15 protein-coding genes and 1 tRNA gene are annotated in these 18,227 nt (G+C 61.0%); 3 read left to right on the top strand and 13 right to left on the bottom strand.

All coding sequences use genetic code 11. The annotated features are described in order from the left end of the window. Both ACKWJN_RS08885 and ACKWJN_RS08890 read right to left on the bottom strand, forming a co-directional pair. On the bottom strand, positions 1-3,155 hold a 3,155-nt coding region (locus ACKWJN_RS08885), incomplete at its 3' end, for an LEPR-XLL domain-containing protein (protein ID WP_408596115.1). 459 nt (positions 3,156-3,614) lie between these two features. Beyond that, positions 3,615-3,690 (bottom strand) — tRNA-Gly (locus ACKWJN_RS08890). A 114-nt stretch (positions 3,691-3,804) separates the two neighbouring features. On the opposite strand from ACKWJN_RS08890, the gene mgtA reads away from it, so the two are divergent. After that, positions 3,805-6,372, top strand: coding sequence for a magnesium-translocating P-type ATPase (gene mgtA, locus ACKWJN_RS08895; RefSeq protein WP_408596117.1), 2,568 nt, complete (start codon positions 3,805-3,807; stop codon positions 6,370-6,372). Here the strand turns inward: mgtA and ACKWJN_RS08900 are convergent. From ACKWJN_RS08900 to ACKWJN_RS08950, 11 genes are all read right to left on the bottom strand, one after another. Then, positions 6,361-6,810, bottom strand: a complete 450-nt coding sequence (locus ACKWJN_RS08900) for a hypothetical protein (RefSeq protein ID WP_408596119.1) — start codon at positions 6,808-6,810, stop codon at positions 6,361-6,363. The genes mgtA and ACKWJN_RS08900 overlap by 12 nt on opposite strands. After that, positions 6,807-7,643, bottom strand: coding sequence for an FAD:protein FMN transferase (locus ACKWJN_RS08905; protein WP_408596121.1), 837 nt, complete (start codon positions 7,641-7,643; stop codon positions 6,807-6,809). The genes ACKWJN_RS08900 and ACKWJN_RS08905 overlap by 4 nt, the downstream gene beginning before the upstream one ends. A 1-nt stretch (position 7,644) precedes the next feature. Then, positions 7,645-8,229 carry an FMN-binding protein gene (locus ACKWJN_RS08910; protein ID WP_408596123.1) on the bottom strand — a complete coding sequence of 195 codons (585 nt, stop codon included), beginning with the start codon at positions 8,227-8,229 and terminating at the stop codon, positions 7,645-7,647. Between the two features lie 2 nt (positions 8,230-8,231). Next, the gene (locus ACKWJN_RS08915; protein ID WP_408596125.1) at positions 8,232-9,605 is read right to left on the bottom strand and encodes a hypothetical protein; all 1,374 of its coding nucleotides are present in this window, start codon (positions 9,603-9,605) and stop codon (positions 8,232-8,234) included. A gap of 23 nt (positions 9,606-9,628) precedes the next feature. Continuing rightward, positions 9,629-10,801 (bottom strand): cytochrome-c peroxidase, encoded by a 1,173-nt coding sequence (locus ACKWJN_RS08920; RefSeq protein WP_408596127.1) that lies wholly within the window; start codon positions 10,799-10,801, stop codon positions 9,629-9,631. Positions 10,802-10,870: 69 nt separating this feature from the next. After that, positions 10,871-11,647 carry an FTR1 family protein gene (locus tag ACKWJN_RS08925; RefSeq protein ID WP_408596129.1) on the bottom strand — a complete coding sequence of 259 codons (777 nt, stop codon included), beginning with the start codon at positions 11,645-11,647 and terminating at the stop codon, positions 10,871-10,873. A 125-nt stretch (positions 11,648-11,772) separates the two neighbouring features. Beyond that, the gene (locus ACKWJN_RS08930; RefSeq protein ID WP_408596131.1) at positions 11,773-12,552 is read right to left on the bottom strand and encodes an SDR family NAD(P)-dependent oxidoreductase; all 780 of its coding nucleotides are present in this window, start codon (positions 12,550-12,552) and stop codon (positions 11,773-11,775) included. A gap of 54 nt (positions 12,553-12,606) precedes the next feature. After that, entirely contained in the window at positions 12,607-13,599 is a 993-nt protein-coding gene (locus ACKWJN_RS08935) for a CobW family GTP-binding protein (protein ID WP_408596133.1), read from the bottom strand. Between the two features lie 8 nt (positions 13,600-13,607). Further along, positions 13,608-14,381 carry an IclR family transcriptional regulator gene (locus tag ACKWJN_RS08940; protein ID WP_408596135.1) on the bottom strand — a complete coding sequence of 258 codons (774 nt, stop codon included), beginning with the start codon at positions 14,379-14,381 and terminating at the stop codon, positions 13,608-13,610. After that, positions 14,378-15,499 carry a zinc-binding dehydrogenase gene (locus ACKWJN_RS08945; RefSeq protein WP_408596137.1) on the bottom strand — a complete coding sequence of 374 codons (1,122 nt, stop codon included), beginning with the start codon at positions 15,497-15,499 and terminating at the stop codon, positions 14,378-14,380. The genes ACKWJN_RS08940 and ACKWJN_RS08945 overlap by 4 nt, the downstream gene beginning before the upstream one ends. After that, positions 15,496-16,782: a Rieske 2Fe-2S domain-containing protein gene (locus tag ACKWJN_RS08950; protein WP_408596139.1), complete on the bottom strand. Its 1,287-nt coding sequence runs from the start codon at positions 16,780-16,782 to the stop codon at positions 15,496-15,498. The genes ACKWJN_RS08945 and ACKWJN_RS08950 overlap by 4 nt, the downstream gene beginning before the upstream one ends. Before the next feature lie 98 nt (positions 16,783-16,880). On the opposite strand from ACKWJN_RS08950, the gene ACKWJN_RS08955 reads away from it, so the two are divergent. Together ACKWJN_RS08955 and ACKWJN_RS08960 are read left to right on the top strand one after the other, a co-directional pair. Next, positions 16,881-17,201: a non-heme iron oxygenase ferredoxin subunit gene (locus tag ACKWJN_RS08955; RefSeq protein ID WP_408596140.1), complete on the top strand. Its 321-nt coding sequence runs from the start codon at positions 16,881-16,883 to the stop codon at positions 17,199-17,201. A 31-nt stretch (positions 17,202-17,232) separates the two neighbouring features. Beyond that, positions 17,233-18,207 (top strand): Bug family tripartite tricarboxylate transporter substrate binding protein, encoded by a 975-nt coding sequence (locus ACKWJN_RS08960; protein WP_408596142.1) that lies wholly within the window; start codon positions 17,233-17,235, stop codon positions 18,205-18,207. The last annotated feature ends 20 nt before the right edge of the window (positions 18,208-18,227 follow it).

Raw genomic sequence — 18,227 nt, forward strand, 5'->3', positions numbered from 1 at the left:
CCCGTGGCATCGAGCCAATAAGTGCCATTGGCCAGCACTTCCAAACCGAAGCTGGCGTTGGTGACGCTGGCCGTGACGCCGCCGCCCGACAAGGCCGCGCTGACGCCGCTGCCCGCGATTTCCAGCACGCCAGCGGCGTTGGTGAAACCCAAGGTGCCACTGACTTGCACCGCTGTGCCAAACGCCACCGACACCGTGCCGCTGGCTTGCAGCAAGGTGCCACGGCTGCCGGCCATGGTCAAGGCTTGTGTGGTGCTGACGCCCGTGGCCACAGAGAGGCTGGTGGTGCTGTAGTCGACCACCGCGTCGCCCACGGCTTCGGCCCGGTTGAGGTTGAAGGCCAGGTCGCTGCTGCTCAGGGTGACGTCGGTGACGCCCGACAGCGAGGCGGCACCTGCGGTGGCTTGCAGCGAGGTCCAGCGGCGCGAGGGCGTGGTGGTCGAGCCCATCAAGGCCAGACCGAAGCCCACGTTGGTCAAACTCAAGGCCACGCCCGATGGGTTGGCCACCAAATCTGCGCCGACGGTGGCCGAAAGGCCCGTGCCCCCCAGGGTCATGACGTTGACTTGCACGCCGGTGGTGGTTTCGTTGTCGGCGGTGCCGGCGGTGTCGGCCGCCAATTTGACGGTGACCGGGCTGCTGCTGTGGTGGAAGGCCAAGCTGCCGCTGAGGCGCAAAAAGTCGCCCGCGACCACGCTGGCGCCCGTCAAGGCCACTTCTTGCAGGCCCACGCCCATGGCGCCAAATTGGTAGCTGTTGCCCGCCACGCTCAGGGCTTGGTTGGCGGCCACGGCTTGGTTGGTGGAGTTCCAACGCACCTTGGTGCTGGCGGCATTGACTTGCAACACGCTGCCCAGGCTCATGTTGGCGCTGCCCGAGGCTTCCAAAATAACGCCGTTGCCCGACTTGACCACCAGGGCCACCGCCGCGCTGCTGACACCGGCTTTGAAGTCGCCCGCCGTCATCCAAGCGCTGGCCGAGGCGGCGTAGATCTTCAAGTCGCCTGAAGCGGCGTCGCGCTCGAAGGCAAAGTCACCGCTGATGGAGAAGGTGTCGGCCAGCTTGACTTGCAGCCCCGAGACACTGACCAGCGGTGTGGTCGAGGCCGCCAGCGTGGGCATGGCGTGTGTGTAGGCACCAAAGGTGAGTGTTTTGCCCGTCTGTTGTGCCCCGGTGGTGTTGACTCTCACCAAGGCCGAGCTGGCGCTGGCCGAGGCAAAACCACCGCCCGTCAGAGCGAAGCCGCCGCTGGCGTCTAACCAATAGGTGCCATCGGCCAAGACTTCTAAACCAAAGCTGGCCCCGGTGACACTGGCGCTGACGCCCCCAGCCCCTAAGCTGGCACTGACCGAGCTGCCGGCCACGTCCAAGACGTTGGCGCCGCGCGAAAAGCCCACCGTGCCGGAGACGGTCAAGGCGGAGGCCACGGAGAGGCTGATGGACCCCGAGACCACGGCTTGCTCGCCAATGGCAGCGTTGTCGTTGAAGACAAAGCTCTTGCCGTCGGCGGTGATGGTGCGGGGCGCTGCCGACAGGTCCAGGGCCGCACTGGCAGAGCCCAAGAGATCGACCAACTTGAAGTCGAGGCTGCTGGCGGTCAAAGAAATACCCGTCACGCCGGTCAGAGACACGCCGCCGATGGCGCCCTCGGCCCACAACCAACCGGTGTCGGCGCTGCGCCCGTCCATCCACAACAGGCCCACATCGGCATCGGTGAAGGCGATGGCAGGTTGACCCGAATCAGCCGCACCGAATTGCCCGGAGCCATTGGCCAAGGCCAAGGTGTACACATCCACCGCTTGGCCGCCAACCAACAGGTTGGTGTTGCGCGCCAAGGTCATGCTGCCCGCAAACGACATGCCGTCGCCGAGCTTGAGGGAGCCGGTGAAGCTCACGCTGGCGTTGTTGGCAAAGTAGCTGGCGTTGAGGGCCTGACCGATGAAGTCGACCGGTAAATTCAAGTCATTGACCGGGCCCGACACCGCGTTGAGCACCCAGGTGAGGGAGGGGTCGAGCACGTGGGCCTTGAGGCTCAAGGATCCGGCATGGGTGGGGTCACCGGTTTTGATGACCTCAAAGAACACCCCTTTCGCAACCTGAATCAGGCCGGTGGCGGAGCTGAAACTGCCTTCCACGCTGCCATAGGTCATGACAGTGAAAATTTGGTTGTCGGTGGGTTGGTAACCGTTCCAGAGCGACACATTGAGCTGGCCGTTCAAGGTGGCCAAGCCGGCCACGTTGATATTGTCAAAGTAACCGTTGCCCTTGTGTGTGTCGTCAGCGGCGGCGGTGGCGCCTCCGATTTCGATATTGGTGGCGCTGCTCGCAGTGTCAACCACCGAGGCCACGTTGCTGTAACCGGGCGAATAACCTGGGCTCCAGAGGCCGTCGTTGTAGACCGCGCCTTGGATGGTGCCGCTGCCCTTCAAAGTGGCGCCCGGACTGACGAACAAGCCTTGGGTGGTGGGCGTCAGGTTTTGGGGCAGCTTGGCCAAGTCAAACACGCCACCGGTTTGCAAGACCTGAAAACTGGGTGTGGGGGCCACGGGGTCGACCAGCGAATCCCAGGCCGACAGGTTGAAGCTGGCGCCGGGCTGAGCCGCATCGGCGGGCACTGGCGCAGGGTTGAGGTCAAAGGAAAAATTGGAAGCGCCCGCAACACTCAGACCGCTGGCGGTGTTGGCAGCGCTGCCTGGCAGCGCAGCAAAGTCGAGGGCTTTGCCACCGTCAAAGCCCAACACATCGGCGCCAAAAGCTGCGGTGTTGGCGTCACTGCTGGCCGAGGGCAAGCTGACAAACAGCGAGGCATCCGCCAGCGAAACCGCAGCGCCAGGCGCTTGCAAAGACAAATCAACGCTGGACGACTTGAGGCTGAGTTCGGTGGTGGGTGCGCCCCCCAACAGACTTTGCAGCAGCTGCGGCGAAGTCAACACCGAGTCGGTGGTTTGTTGCGCGTCCTGCTTCAGGGCATCGGCTTGGGACTGTTGCTCGTCGTAGGTGGTGGGCAACACCTGCGCCAGCAACAAAATCGGATCGGCAGACAGCAAGACCCGGGGTTCCAGGGACTCGACACGGAATGCGTCGCGCACCCGTGCTGAGATCGGACGCTTGCGCATCCGCCCATATTTTTTGAACCAATCCGGGGAGTATTTCAAAGAAAACCTCTGAATTATTTAACTATAAATAATTCAAATAATCTAAAGGTAATTAATTCATGGGAGTGTTTGTTGTTTGCCATAAATTGAGTCATTTAGTTATTTTTTCGAATTTGATCTTTTAATCCGTACGAGTTTACAAGATATTGTGAAATATCTACGATTTTGCGCCTGAGAACTACGATTTTTCCTTCGTAGAAAGTACGAATTCAGCAACAAATTTAAAATAAATAAATAAACTCATTTTTCTTATAAAAAACAGAAAAACATATTGAGCTATTTAGAAGTAAATATTTGTTTTTAGAGTATTTAAATATTCATATTTAAAATTACCAAATCAAGACGCTATTGAAAACGAAAAACAATACTTTAATATCCAATTGAAATAATTTTGGAAATTGTCTTTTTGCCCTGAAAACGAAAAAGCCCCTAGAAACGAATTTCTAGGGGCTTTTGAATTGGAGCGGGAAACGAGGCTCGAACTCGCGACCTCAACCTTGGCAAGGTTGCGCTCTACCAACTGAGCTATTCCCGCGTGCAGTGTGAATTGCAAGACGGCATTGTACGGGGTAAAACCCTCGGTCTTTCCCGTGTGACTGAAATATTTCAAGTCAGGGAAAGACCCAGCAACAGGGGTTAAGCTGACCCGATGACACACGATGCTCACGCGCCACACACCCCACCCAACGCGGCGCGGTGGTGGTCCGAGCCACAGGTGGAAAGTGAAGCCGATGCCCATGACCCGGGCCTGAGCAGCACGCGAGCCGCAGACCAGATGAGCAGGCTTGGTCCCAATGTATTTCGTGCCGACCCCTCGCACACGCTGTTGCGACAGTTTGCGGCCCGCTTCAAAAACCCCTTGGTGGTGGTGTTGCTGGTGGCCAGTTCGGTCTCGGCGATGACGGGGGAAGTCACCAACTTTGCGATCATCAGCTGCATTGTGTTGCTGAGTGTGTCGCTTGACTTTGTGCAAGAGTTTCGCGCCAACGCTGCGGCAGACAAACTGCGCCAATCGGTGGCGGTTCGCGCCACTGTGCTGCGCGATGGGCAAGCGCAAGAAATTGCGTTGCGCGACGTGGTGCCTGGCGATGTGGCGCTGCTGCACGCGGGCGATTTGATTCCAGCCGATGCACGGGTGCTTCAAGCACGTGACTTTTTTGTCAACCAATCGCTGCTCACCGGAGAAGCGTTTCCGGTTGAAAAGCATGCCGCACCACCCAAAACAACAGCCACCGACATGCAAGAGGCCACACACGCCGTGTTCATGGGCTCGTCGGTGGTGGGGGGCAGCGCCCGCGTGCGGGTGATGGCCACCGGGGCAGGCACGGCCATGGGGGAAATCGCCCACAGCATCCAACAACCTGCACATGCCTCGTCGTTTGAACTGGGCACGCGCCGCTTTGGCATGCTCATCATGTGGCTGACGGTGGTGATGGTCTTGTTTGTGCTGCTGGTCAACGCATGGTTTCACCGGCCATGGCTGGAATCCTTTTTGTTTGCGGTCGCCTTGGCCGTGGGGCTGACCCCCGAGTTGTTGCCGATGGTGGTGTCGGTCACGCTGGCGCGAGGCGCCATTCGGTTGGCCAAGCTCGACATGATTGTGAAACGACAAACGGCCATTCAAGATTTGGGCTCAATGGATGTGTTGTGCACCGACAAAACTGGCACGCTGACCGAAGCGAAGATTCGACTTGAGTCCAGCATCGATGTGCAGGGCCAACACAGCGCGCACGTGTTGACCCTGGCCTACCTCAACAGTTTTTTTGAGACGGGGCTCAAAAGTCCGTTGGATGAAGCGATTTTGGATCGGCCCCCTTTGGACATGTCTGGCTGGACCAAGGTGGATGAAATCCCGTTTGACTTTGAGCGCCGATGTGTCTCGGTGTTGCTAGACGATGGCCAGCGACGTTGGCTGGTGGTCAAGGGTGCCGCCGAAGACATGCTGCGTTTGTGCAGCGAATTTGAAGCACAGGACTCGCGTCACACCATCGACGAGACGGCCATTGAGGCCATTCAATCGCGTTACCACGCGCTGGAAGCCGATGGCTTGCGGGTGCTGGGCATTGCTTGGCGCGAAGTCTCGCGGGACCACACCCGAGCGACGGTGAACGACGAGTCGCAATTGGTGCTGGCGGGGTTTGCGGCATTCCTGGACCCACCCAAGGCCAGCGCGGCCCAGGCACTGGCCGAACTACAGCGTGCGGGGGTGGCGATCAAGGTGGTCACAGGCGACAGCGACTTGGTGACGCGCCACGTGTGCGCGCAACTGGGCATTGCCGTGACGGGCGTGTTGACGGGCAAGGAGATGGAACACCTGGACCCGCCGACCTTGCAGCGGCGGGTGTTGTCGGCCAATTTGTTTTGTCGCGTGAACCCCGGACAAAAGCAGCGCGTGATTGAAGCCCTCAAAGCCACGGGGCATGTGGTGGGCTACATGGGAGATGGCATCAACGACGCGCCATCCTTGCATGCGGCCGATGTGGGCTTGTCGGTGGACTCCGCTGTCGATGTGGCCAAAGCAGCGGCTGACATCATTTTGCTCAGGCAAGACTTGGGCGTGTTGCATGCGGGTGTGATGGAGGGACGCCGCACGTTTGGCAACATCATGAAGTACATCATGATGGGCACGAGTTCGAACTTTGGCAACATGTTCAGCATGGCGGGTGCGGCCTTGTTTTTGCCGTTCTTGCCCATGCTGCCAACGCAAATTTTGCTCAACAACATGCTGTACGACGTGTCCGAGGTGCCGATCCCCCTGGACGAAGTGGACGCCGAAGAGACCGCCCTGCCCCGGGTGCTGAATTTGGACTTCATTCGCAGCTTCATGCTGGTGATTGGCCCGATCAGTTCGGTGTTTGACTTTTTGACTTTCTATGTGCTGCTGGAAGTCTTGCACGCCCAAGAAGCCTTGTTTCAGACCGGCTGGTTTGTCGAGTCGCTGTGCACCCAGGTGCTGGTGATTTTTGTCATCCGCACCCGTGGCAACCCCTTCAAAAGCCGACCCCATCCGGCACTGACCTTGACGTCGTTGCTGGTGGTGGCCGTGGCCATCGGACTGCCCCTCACGCCGTGGGGCACCCTCTTGGGCTTTGTGGCACCGCCGCCCTTTTTCTATGGCGTGTTGGCCGCCATGGTGCTGGCGTATCTGTGCGTGGTGGAGCTGACCAAACGCGCGTTTTATGGCTGGTGGCGCCAGCGCGCAGCGTCAAGAACTTGAAGGCAGGTAGCGACGCCACACATGCGCCAGCAGCAAAGCGGGCCAAGCCAGTCCCAACCCGCTGTGCACCGCAGACGCCGCGTCGTGCACGGTGGCAGGGCCATACAGCAGCAGCAGTCCAGCGGCTGCCAGCAGGCTCAAGGCCAACAGGTTCACCACGCCCCACCACCACGCGGCCAGCGCGTCACGGCGTTGCCAAATCACCCGCAGGTGCGGCCACACACCGCGCCCGCACAACACGCACACACACCAGACCAGCACACCATGCAACACCCAGGCGGCATGACGCAGGCTGCGCTGCCATTCGGTCATGTCCATCAAGGCCTCTGCAGGCCAAAGGAACAAGACCACCCCACTGCCCCACAGCACCAGGACGGCCACCCCCATCCATCGCCAGGCGGCACGGCTCCAACCCGAGAGGTGTTTGGAACGCTTCATCGGCTTCTCCACATGCGCGCGCCATGAAGGCGCAATTGACGGCTCAACGAAGGGCACAGCACGGAGGACTGCAAGGCCCACTTGGTCAGCACATCGGCGGTCATGCAATCGGGGGCCCGCACGGTGGCACTTTGCCAATGGGGCATGCGCCGCAGTGTCGGCACAAATTCAGGGTTGCGCAGACCCGCCACCGAGGTGGCCACGGCACCCTGCACCAAGTACCGCACACCGCGCAGCGTGGCATCGCGCACCGAGCTGTGGGCATGGCGCGCCTGCAGCGGCCAAGCACGTGGGCCGATGGCACGCAGGTCGCCGCCTGCATTGACCAAGGCCGAGCAGACGCCCTGGGCGCGCAGCACAGCGATGGCCTGGTCAACGGCATAGCCCTTGGCGATGCCGCCCAAGTCCAAAGCCACCGCGTGGGTCACATGGAGCTGGGTGTCAGAAACCATGCGAAACGGCCACCCGTCCGCATCTGGCTCAGGCAGCACCGTCAGCCCTGGCCGCCAACCTGCGCGCGACAGGTGCGCGGCTGCCAGACACGGGTTGAAGGCGCCGCCGGAGACGCCATGCCAGTGCTGGGCGCTGCGCAACACCACCACGGTGTGAGGGTCGAGGCTCAGGACCGAGTCGGGGCGGGCTTGGCTGATGCGGCCCAAGTCAGACTGCGGGTCGTGGGCACTCATGACACGGCCGATGTGGGACATACACGCAAAAGCCGCTTCGATGGCCTGAGGCACCACCTCCTCTCCCAGCAGCACAGCGTCGTCAGGCAGGTGCACCTGGAGGGTCACCAAGGTGCCCAGCACCACACGCGCGCGCTGCCACAACACCTCAGGCCTCCAGCTTGAGGTTGGGCAAGGTCAACAGCAAAGCGCTCAAGCGTTGCACGCCTTCGGTGACATGCTGGCACGACAGGGTGGCGCCCGAGATGTTGCGGATGTCGTCGCCAAAGCGCAGTTGCCCGGGCCCCTTGCGGCCTGTGAACTGGTGCCGCCAGGCTGCGTTGCGGATCTCGGCGCCATGCGACTCGCGGTAGGCGGTGACTTCCAGGCCGCTGACAGCGCCTGCCAGGGTGAAGCCGACGACGTAGTCGATGATGTCGTATTTGCCGATCACGCGATCGGCCATGGCCCAGCCGCACACGCGATCCGACGCTGTGGCTTGCCAGCACTGGGGGTTGAAGCCCCGGGGGATGCGGGTTTGGCTGGCTTGCGCCACCGCACTGAGCGTGGCCTCGTTGAGCCCCAGCCCCAAGGGCGAGAAGGCCTGCGCTTGGGGCAAGACCGACTGACGGGCTTGGTCCAAGCGCATGAACTCGGCAGCGAAAGCGGCCGTGCCGCACAGGCCCCAGCCGCCCAAGCTGGCCCCGGCGGCGTGTTGCAACATTTGGCGGCGGGAGAGATGGGGGTGTCGCATGGTCAGAAGTGAAAGCCCACGCCGAGGTTGAGTTTGTCCAAGGCGCTTTGGCTGAGGTAGCGCTGGCTGTCGATTTTGAGCACCACCTGCGGATGCAGGTAATAGCTCGCACCCACCGTCCACACCCGGGTGTCGGGCGCGATGCTGGGCGCCAAACCCACGGGCACACCGGCATACCCCAAGGCGGTGTTGAGTTGTTCGTAACGCACAAAGGGCACCAGGCTGTAGTCGCCCTGCTGCCACAGCCGATAAGCGGCTTGGCCATACCAACCGCGAAACAAGTTCGGCACCGGGTTGGCAATGCCTGGCGCGGTGGCATTGAACGCACTGACGTCATGAAAGCGCCCCTGGGCGGTGAGCGCGCTGAGGTCCCACTGGCCCGATTGCCACCGGACATGGAGCTCTGCCAAGGTCACGCTGGCGCTGGGGGACGCGATGTCGGGCTGCTTTTGTCCAGCCCCGCCGTTGTACAGACTGCCGCCGACGTTGAGGCCGGGCATGCCGTCGTAGTTGAGCGCGCCATAGGTGGCCAGCGTGGCGGCTTTGGCTTGCTGGCCTTCTTGGTGAATGGCGGCCAAGGGCGACGCTTGGGTCTCGCTGCTGCCAGCGCTGGACCACTTGGTGAGGTCAAAGCCGGTGACCACACCGGCATCCCAGCGCAGCCCCGATTCGCGGGTGCCGCGCAAGCCCACACCCAACTCACGCCAGGTGCTGGGGATGATGGCGGTTTCCACCAGATTGCGATGCACGCCAAAGTAGCGCGTGGGCTCGTGGGTTTCGTTCATGTAGCCCACAGGCAACAGAAACAAACCGACTTTGGCGCTCAGCCGGTCGTGGATGTCGTGCTCGATGTAGAGCTGTTCAAACGCCACTTCGCCTTGGTCAGAGGCCGACACCACCGCGTTTTCAATTTCCAATTCGGCGGCCATGCGGGTGCGTTCGTTGAAGCGATAGGCAAAGCCCAACACACCGCGTCTGGCGGTGGCGACTGCCCCTGCGGTGTTGCCACGGGGTCGGCTCATGGTGAGCTCGCCATACCCAAACAAACTCACGCTGCTGGGTGCTTCGGCAGCGGCCAGGGCTGGCGCTGCAGCCCAGGGCGTGACAGCACTCGGCGCGGCTTGTTCTGTGGAAGCGCCAGGTGTTTGATGGGCCTTTTGAGTCGCCACCGTGCTGCCTGCTGCTGAGGTGGCGGCCAACGTTTGCTGGCGCTTGAGTGCGTCGAGCTCAGCCCGCACCGCACGCAACTCGCTTTGCATCAAGCGCAGCTCTTGCAACAACTCGTGGGTGGTTTGCGCCTGAGCGGGGCTGCACACAGCCAAAACGGCAGTGGCCGCTGCACAGAGTGACGCACGTGGGAGGGTCAATGGAAGCATGGATGAGCCTTTGAAAAAGCGCCTCAGGGGGCAAAGAAACCATCGGTCAAGGTGCCCAAGAAGGCCACCATGTCATCGATTTCGGAGTCGTTCAACGCAGCGCTTTGACCACGTGGACGGTTGTAAGGGGCTTCGGTCACGTTGACGTTGCCACGCAGCAAGCTGGGCAGATCGTTGTAGACATCCACGTTGCCCAAGGGATCTTGGGGGTACCACAGCTGGGCTTGGGTGTCGCGCGTGACATAAAACTGAATGGCCTGGCGCAAGTTGTCGAACCGGCCGTTGTGAAAGAAGCGCTTGCGCAAGGCCACATTGCGCAGGCTGGGGACTTTGAAGGCGCCGCACAGTTCAGTGCGTGCGCTCAAGTCGGTGCGCACAGGGCCGCACAGACCGAGGTCAAAAAATGTGGCGTCGCTGTTGCGGGCGACGGCGCTGTTGCGTGGCACCCCCAAGCTGTCGTAACTGAAGTCGGTGAACAAGGCTGCAGGCGCGTTGTCGGGGCGGGTGCTGGGGTGACAGGCGGCGCAATTGCCTTTGTCGGCTCGGCTGAACCAGGCCAGGCCACGCAACTCTTGTGCGGTGAAAGCCGCGCGCCCGGCATTGACGGCATCGAATTTGCTGGAGAAAGAGGCAAAGTCACCATCCTCTTGCTGGTAGCGCGCCAGGGCGTGCCGGACGCGGTCAAAGGCCACCTGTGGATCGTTGAAGATGTCTGCGCCAAAGACCTGCTTGAACTTGGCGGCATAGGGTGCGCTGGCAATTTTTTGCACCACATCTTCCACGCTGGCATTGGCCATTTCGTGGTCATTGAGCAGCGGGCCACCGGCTTGCTCTGCCAAGCTGTTGGCCCGCCCGTCCCAAAAAAAGCCCCCACTGGCCGAGCCATCGGCCGCCAGGCTGAAGGCGCCGTTGTAACGCAAGTAACGAATCGCGGGCGGCAAACGCAAGCCCGGCAAATCCAAGTTGACACCGCCCAATGCCACCGGCGTGTCAAAGGGCGAGGCATGGCCCAGGTCGGGATCGTGGCAGGTGGCGCATGACATGCGCCCCGAGCCTGACAAGCGGGTGTCTTTGAAGATGTCTTGACCCAGCAAGGCCGCCGCACTCATCGGCGAGCCTGTGCTGGTTGAACCGCCACCGCAGGCGGTCAAGACAAGGCAAACCATCCATGACAAGAAAACAAGGGCGAGTTTCATCCTGAACCGTGATGCACGGCGTTCCAAAAAGTCAAAAGGGAAAGACAGGCGCTGTGAAAACGCCGTGGCTCACACCATGGCGCGGTGTTTGAGCGTGCGCTGATCGGACAGATGCGCACCGATGAGCCAGGCGGTGGGGATGACCACCAGGGCGATGGACAGGACTTGGGCGATCCAACCTTCGGCAATGTCTTCGGTCCATTCATGCCACAGGGCGTTGTCCAGACCCGGCACCACGCCCGCTTCGGTGAACTCGTGCAAGGCATAGACCACCAACTGGATGGCAAAGACCATCATGAACCAGGAGGTGACACGGAAGAAGCGACCGAGGTTGACCTTGTGGCCGAACTTGACCCACATCCAACTCACGGCACCGGCCAGGGCCACGCCCGCCACGGCGCCCCAGGTCATGTCGGTGGCGTCGGCATTGGCCGCCAAAGAGGCGATCATGGTGGCGGTCTCAATGCCCTCTCGGCTGACCATGAAGACAGTGAAGGCAAAAATTGACCACCATGCCTTGGCGCCGTGCAAGGCAGAGACCTCGTCCAAGCGGTTCGCAATCTGCTGGCCCATGCCTTTGCCCGCCTGGCGCATGTGCACCACACACCAGGTCACGGCAGCGGCGGCCACCAAGGCCATCACGCCCGCCCACACCGACGACATGGCGCCAATCTGCGACAGCACCACACCCAACACCGCGCAGCCCAGCACCGACACGCCCAAGCCCCAGCGCACAGCAGACAACAAACCGAAGTTGTTGGCTTTGCGCAAATACAAGGTGGCGATGGCGATGACCAAGAAGGCTTCTAAGCCTTCACGAAAACAAATCAGCAGAGCTTGTGACATGGTGAATCGGTCCAGGGTTGCGCGTTCATGTGTTCGCGAGTTTCCAAATGATAACCACTTTCATTTAGATTGACAAGCACCCGGGAGAAATTTTGTGCGCCGACTTGCCGACCGCTTGATCCAGATCAAAGCACCATGCCGCCGTCAATGTGGATCGACTGCCCGGTCATGCCGCTGGATTCCTCAGAGCCCAGATACACCGCCATGCCTGCAATTTCTTGCGTGCTCATCATGCGGCCCAAGGGCACGCGGGCCAGGGCCGCTTTGACAAACTCCTCGGCCGACGCGCCAGAACTCAGCGCGACTTGGGCTTTGAGCTCCTCCAGCATGTCGGTCTGTACAAAGCCGGGACAAATGGCATTGGCGGTCACCCCAAATGGGCTGGCCTCGAGTGCGACGCAGCGGGTCAAGCCCACCACGGCATGTTTGCTGATGTTGTAAGCACTCTGATTGCGTGAGCCCCACTTGCCTGCGGTCGAGGCGATGTTGACGATGCGCCCGTGTTTGCGCTGTTGCATCTGCGGCAAGCAGGCTTGGGTGAAGTGGATGACGCCAAACAAATTGACGTCCAGCAAATCTTGAAAATCTTGCGGCGTGTAATCCAAAAAAGATTTGGCCCGGTACACCCCGGCGTTGTTGACCAAGATGTCGACATGGCCGAATCGGGCGTGCACCTGGCCAACGGCCGCAAAGCAGGCGTCGCGGTCGGTCACATCCAAGGCGACGGTCATCACCCGCTCGGCGGGCAAGCCCAGCTCGGCCACCGTCTCGTCCAGCGAGGCGGAGTTGCGCGCCACCAGGCACACCCTGGCGCCTTCTTGGGCATAGGCTTGTGCGATCGCGCGCCCAATGCCTCGGCTGGCGCCAGTGATGATGGCCACGGCTTGTTTCAAACGATCGGTCATGGAGGGTTCCTTTTCGGTGGGTGTGAGGGAGAGCAATTGTGCGGGACGGCCACTTCAATCGCGGTGCACATCGTTCGCCGTGGCCCATTGGGCCAGCCAGGCTTGGCAGGACGCAGACAAAGGGGCGCGGGTGATGAAGGTCAACCCCGCGGGAGGTGCGTCGCTGCGGCTTGGCAGCAGTGAAGGAGGTGAGAGCTCTGGCTGGCTGTCGCCCAAAGACCACTGCAGCGTGCTGTAGCCCCAGTCCACCACATGCACATGGCCTTTGATGCGCAAGATGTCGTTGCCAAATTGCGCCAAGCCCAGCGCCAGCCAAGCCAACAGGCGCGGTGCCGCCAAGGCCTGCTGCATCGGGATGAAAACGCTGTGCGCATGGGGCAGCCCCTGCACCGGGCTGGCGCAGACAAACGGGGGATGGACGCTGACCGCTGAAGGCAACAGGGCCAGCAACTGCTGGGCCGAAAAATTCGCATGGTGCGAGGTGGCAATGGCCGCCTGCGGGTTGAGCTGGCCAAGGTGCTGGCGCAAAGCGCTCTGTGCGTGATCCGCCACCCAGTCCATCTTGGTCAACACCACCACATGGGCCGCTTGCACTTGGGCTTGGGCTTCGCGGGAGCTTGTCAACAAGTCCAGCCCCAGGCTGGCGTTGAGTGTGGTGATGACGCCGCCCAAGCGGTAGCGCTGGGACAACAAGGGGTCGGTGCGCAAGGCCTCGAGCACGGGGTGTGGATCGGCCACGCCGGTGGTTTCAATGATGAGCTGTTCGAACCGTGGGACTTGGCGATGCAAGCGCGCCCAGAACACATCGGCCAGCAGCTCAGACAAAGCTGGCAAGCCCTCACAGCACACACAAGCACCGCCCAACAGCTCTGCGGATTGCACCGCGCCAGAGATGACCTGATGGTCAAAGCCGACTTGTCCAAATTCGTTGATCACCACCGCCGCTTGGGCCCAGACGGGCTCTTGCAACCAGCGGTTGAGCAAGCTGGTTTTGCCGCTGCCCAAGTAGCCCGTGAGCAGGTAAACCGGGATGGGACGGGTCACCATGGCGTGACTCAAAAGCCCAGTCGCACCGAAATGGCTTGGGCCGCCTGCATCACCATCGGGGTGAAGGCTTTCAGGTTTTTCTTGCCCAGGCGCTGCACGGGACCGCCGATGCCCACAGCAGCCACCACCTCACCTTGGGCATTGAAGATGGGCGCGGCGAGACCGACCATGCCGGGTTCGCTCTCCTCCATGTCCAAGGCATAGCGGTTTTTTTGCACCTCCTTCAAACACGACAACCAATGGCTGCTGGCCGTCAAGGTGTGCGGCGAGCGTGCCAAGCGTTGGGCTTTGAGGGCCAACTGCACCACCGCAGGCGGGCTGAAGGCCAAGATGGCACGGCCTTCGCTGGTGGACAAAGCAGGTTTGCGTGTGCCCAAATAAGAGCGCATGCGGATGGCTTGGGGGCTTTCCAAGTTGTAGAGGTACAAAACGTCCGACTTGTCGAGCACCGACAGGTGGACGGTTTCTGAGGTTTGATCGCGCAGCAAGGCCAGGTGGGGCAAGGCTTGGCTGGAGACGTCCATGCGCCGACGCACCAAGGCGCCCAAGGAGAACACGGTCAGACCCAGACGGTAGCGCGCATCTTGCGGGTTTTGCTCTAAAAAACCTTCGGCTTGCAAGGTGCTCACCAGGCGATGCGCCGTGCTTTTGGCAACGCCCAAGTGTTTGGACAACTCGGTCACCCCCAGGCTGGTGGTTTCGTCGTCAAACGCTTTGAGGATGCGCAAGGCGGCCTCCACCGAGCTGAGTCTTTGGCGGGCGGTGACCTGGATGGGCGTCATGGCCACTGCGCGTGCTGCGGATGGACCGTCATGTGGATGGCGCCCTCCACGCCCTGCCCGACCAATGAGCGCAAGGCCAAATCGGTTTGATCCAGCCCAAACGAATGGGTGCTCATGGCTTGCACGTGGTGGCGGTTGTGGGCGATCAGGCCAATCGCCAACTCCACCGATTCGTAGCTGTGCCCGCGCATGCCTTTGACGTTCAAAAAGCGGGCAATGATCATGTCGCTGTCAAAGTGTGGGATTTTTTGCCGCTTCTGGCCGCCCAAAATCACCCGACCCCGCTTGCGTGCCAACTGCATGGCGGTGGTGACCGAGTCGGTCCCGCCTGACGCACAGTCGATCACCAAATCGGCCATCAGGCCGCCGGTGAGTTCGGCCACGGTTTCCAGCAAGTCTTGCTGCCCAATGTCGATCACGTGGTGGGCACCGAGTTGTTGGGCCATGCGCAGACGAACTTGGTCGGTTGGGGTGGACAAACCAGTGACGATGATTTTGTCGGCCCCGGCCTCGCGGGCGGCCACCACACAGGCCAAGCCTTGCTGGCCCGGTCCTTGGATGACCACGCACTGACCCGGGCCCGCACCGCCTTGCAAATACGTCCACTCGATGCCGTTGGAGATGGGCAAGGCCAGCGCCGCGTGCACGGGCTTGACCGTGGCTGGGACGCGGTGGAACACCGTGTTGAGGTGCAAAAACTGGTGCTGGCTGTAACCGCCCCACAAACCGGGCGCGACGTTCAATCCGGTGGCGCCGTAACGCAGTCCGCCCAAGCGCCAATCGGTGGCGTCGCACAAACGAAAGTCGCCGTCGCGGCAATACATGCAATGCCCGCAGGGCAAGTACTCTTCGAGCACCACATAGTCGCCTTCTTGCACGCCCCACTTGAGCGCGGCCAAACGCCCCAACTGCTGCACGTGGCCCACCGTCTCGTGGCCCAGGACCAAGGGGCCTCGGCTGGTGGGCAGGTTTTGGTAATACGCCCAGTCGCTGCCGCACACCCCGGTGACGCTGACCGCCAACAAGCCGGCGTCGTCTGAGGCCGCAGGCAGCGGCAGCTCTTGGATCTGCGTGACGCCCGGGGCAATGGCCACCGCAGCCCGTGTGGTGGAGCTCATACCGATGCGTGGGGTTTGCCAGGCTCGGCCAGCAGCGCGTCTTTGGCGGCCTCTTTGTAGGGCTGGTTGCGCGGCAACAGCATGGCCACAGAGCGCACTCGTTGTTCGGTGGCAGCGATGCCCGGTGGGGGCGTGCCCTTGTCGGCCAAGGCTTTGGCCGCCTTGATCAAGCGATGACGCGCCATGATGATGCCGTTGTCGGTGGACACCAAGTTTTCTTTGGTGCGGTCTTGGATGGGGCCCATGCTTTCTTGCAAGGAAGCGTCTTGCATGGCAATGCCTTCGATGCCGCTGTAGGTGATGCCTTGCTTTTGTTTGGCACGGTCCATCAGGTAATCGTTGGATTTGTTTTGGATCGGCAGGAAGGTACCGGGCAGGTTGCGGGTGTGGATGCCTTTGCCGTCGCGCATGGCTTGCACTTCGCTGTCTTTCAAGGCGCGGGTGGGGTGGTAGTCCAAGCTCCAGGTCCAGCAGTTGTGGTCATCGATCGGGATCCAAAAATGGCCATGGGTCGGGTGGTCACCCCGAGGTGGCACCAAGGTAAAGCAAGGCATGACCCAGGGTGTGATGCGCCAGTAGTACTGGTCATCCTCGGCATTGCGTCGCACGCCCACGTACAACCCCCCGCTGGACTCGACCACTTCAAACACGGGCTTTTTGTCGGAGGCGTTGTACTGGTTGCCTTTGGCACCCACAAACAAGGGGTCGGTGTTCAAGCTGCCGCTGTGCAACCACGACACGTGGCTCGAATCGATGCCGCCTTCCAAGGCCTGCAACCAGTTGCTCTCTTGCAAGCGCTTGGACACATAGTTTTGCTCGGCAGGAACGGTCGAAAACTCATACGCTGGCAAAGGCGGCTCGTGCTCAGGCGGGCCCATGTAAATCCAGATCACGCCACCTTGCTCGACCATCTTGTAAGACTTGAGCTTGACCTTGTCGCAATAGCCACTTTCTGCGGGCTCGGAGGGCACATCCACACACTGCCCGTTCACATCGTATTTCCAACCGTGGTAAGGGCAGCGGATGCCGGACTCCTCGTTGCGACCAAACCACAAGGACACACCCCGGTGTGCACAAAACTCATCGATCGCACCCAGACGCCCTTGGGAGTCTTTGAAGGCCACCATTTTTTCGGACAGCAAATGCAAGCGCACGGGCGGACAGTCGGGGCCGGGCAACTCCTCACTCAACAGGGCCGGCAGCCAATAGCGGCGAAACAGGTTCCCCATGGGGGTGCCCGGTCCGGTTTGGGTCAGGATGTCATTTTGTTCACGGCTCAGCATCAGGGTCTCCAACCAGGCTGTTCCACATGAAGGAACAGCGTTCTGCAAAAAAGAACAACGATATCATCCGCTCGGTTTGTGTGTCAAATGGAGAGAACATGAGTGGGTCGCAAGAATTGATAGCCGTGTGCAACACCGATGAGGTGGCAGAAGGCCAAGCGGTCAAAGTGGAAACGCAGGGCTTGGTGTTGGCGGTGTTCCAGGTCGAAGGAGACTTCTATGTCACCGACGACACCTGCACCCATGGACCCGGCTCCCTGTCCGAGGGCTGTATCTTGGGCGACATGGTGGAGTGCAATTTCCACAACGGAGCGTTCAACATACGCACCGGTGAAGTCATGGAGCCCCCCTGTATGACGCCGCTCAAAACCTACCCCGTGTCGGTCAGAGGCCAACAGATTTTCATCAAAGCCGTTTGACGTCATCTCTGAGCCCTTAGGAGACAAGCGCTTGTTCTATTTTTTTCGCCGCTGGGCCTTGGCCTTGGGTGCATTGGTGTGGCTCACGCCCACCTCGTGGGCCCAAAACGAGTGGCCCACCAAATCCGTGCGCTTGGTGGTGCCCTACGTGCCAGGAGGCGGCGCAGACACCTTGGGCCGAATGGCCAGCAACCACTTGAGCAAGGTCTACAAGCAGCCCTTTGTGATTGACAACCGTGCCGGTGCGGGTGGCGTGATTGGCTCACAAGCGGTTCTCAAGTTGCCGCCCGATGGCTACAACTTGGTGGTGTCGGGCATTGGCTCACATGTGATCGCGCCGGCCACGCTGAGCAACGTGTACGACCCGCTGCGAGACTTCACCCACATTGCGTTGCTGGGCGGTCCGCCGCTGGTGTTGGTGGTCAACGCCGAGTTGCCCATCAAAGATGTCAAAGGCTTTGTGCAATACGCCAATGCACAAGCCAATGGGTTGAGCTGGGGTTCGCCGGGCTTGGGGACCCATGGGCATTTGATCGGTGAGTTGCTGGCCCAGACGGCCAAGATCAACTTGGTCCATGTGAACTACCGAGGGGGTGCCGGCGCCATGGGCGACTTGATGGGCAACCAAATTCCGGCCGCGATTGTGACGTTCTCGTCTGCCAGTTCGCATATCAAATCGGGGCGCATTCGGGCGCTCGCGGTCACCTCCGCCAAACGCTTGAGCGCTTACCCAGAGATCCCGACCTTCGCCGAATCGGGCTACCCCAACCTCAACGCCACCACGTGGTTTTCACTGTCAGGGCCTGCGGGCATGCCCAAGGACTTGGTGGACAAGATCAATGCCGAGGTTCGCCGGGGTCTGCAAGCGCCTTCGGTTCAAGCCCAGTTGGCTTTTGAAGGCATTGAAACCGGCACATTGGACGCCAACACCTTCAACGCTTTTTTCAAAACAGAAATTGACCGCTGGACGCCACTGGTGCGCAGCGTGGAAAAAAACAAACCCTGAGGCTTGGCGTGCTGTTGAGC

The organism is Limnohabitans sp. (genome assembly GCF_046052825.1).
In the GTDB taxonomy this organism is placed as follows: Bacteria; Pseudomonadota; Gammaproteobacteria; order Burkholderiales; family Burkholderiaceae_C; genus Limnohabitans.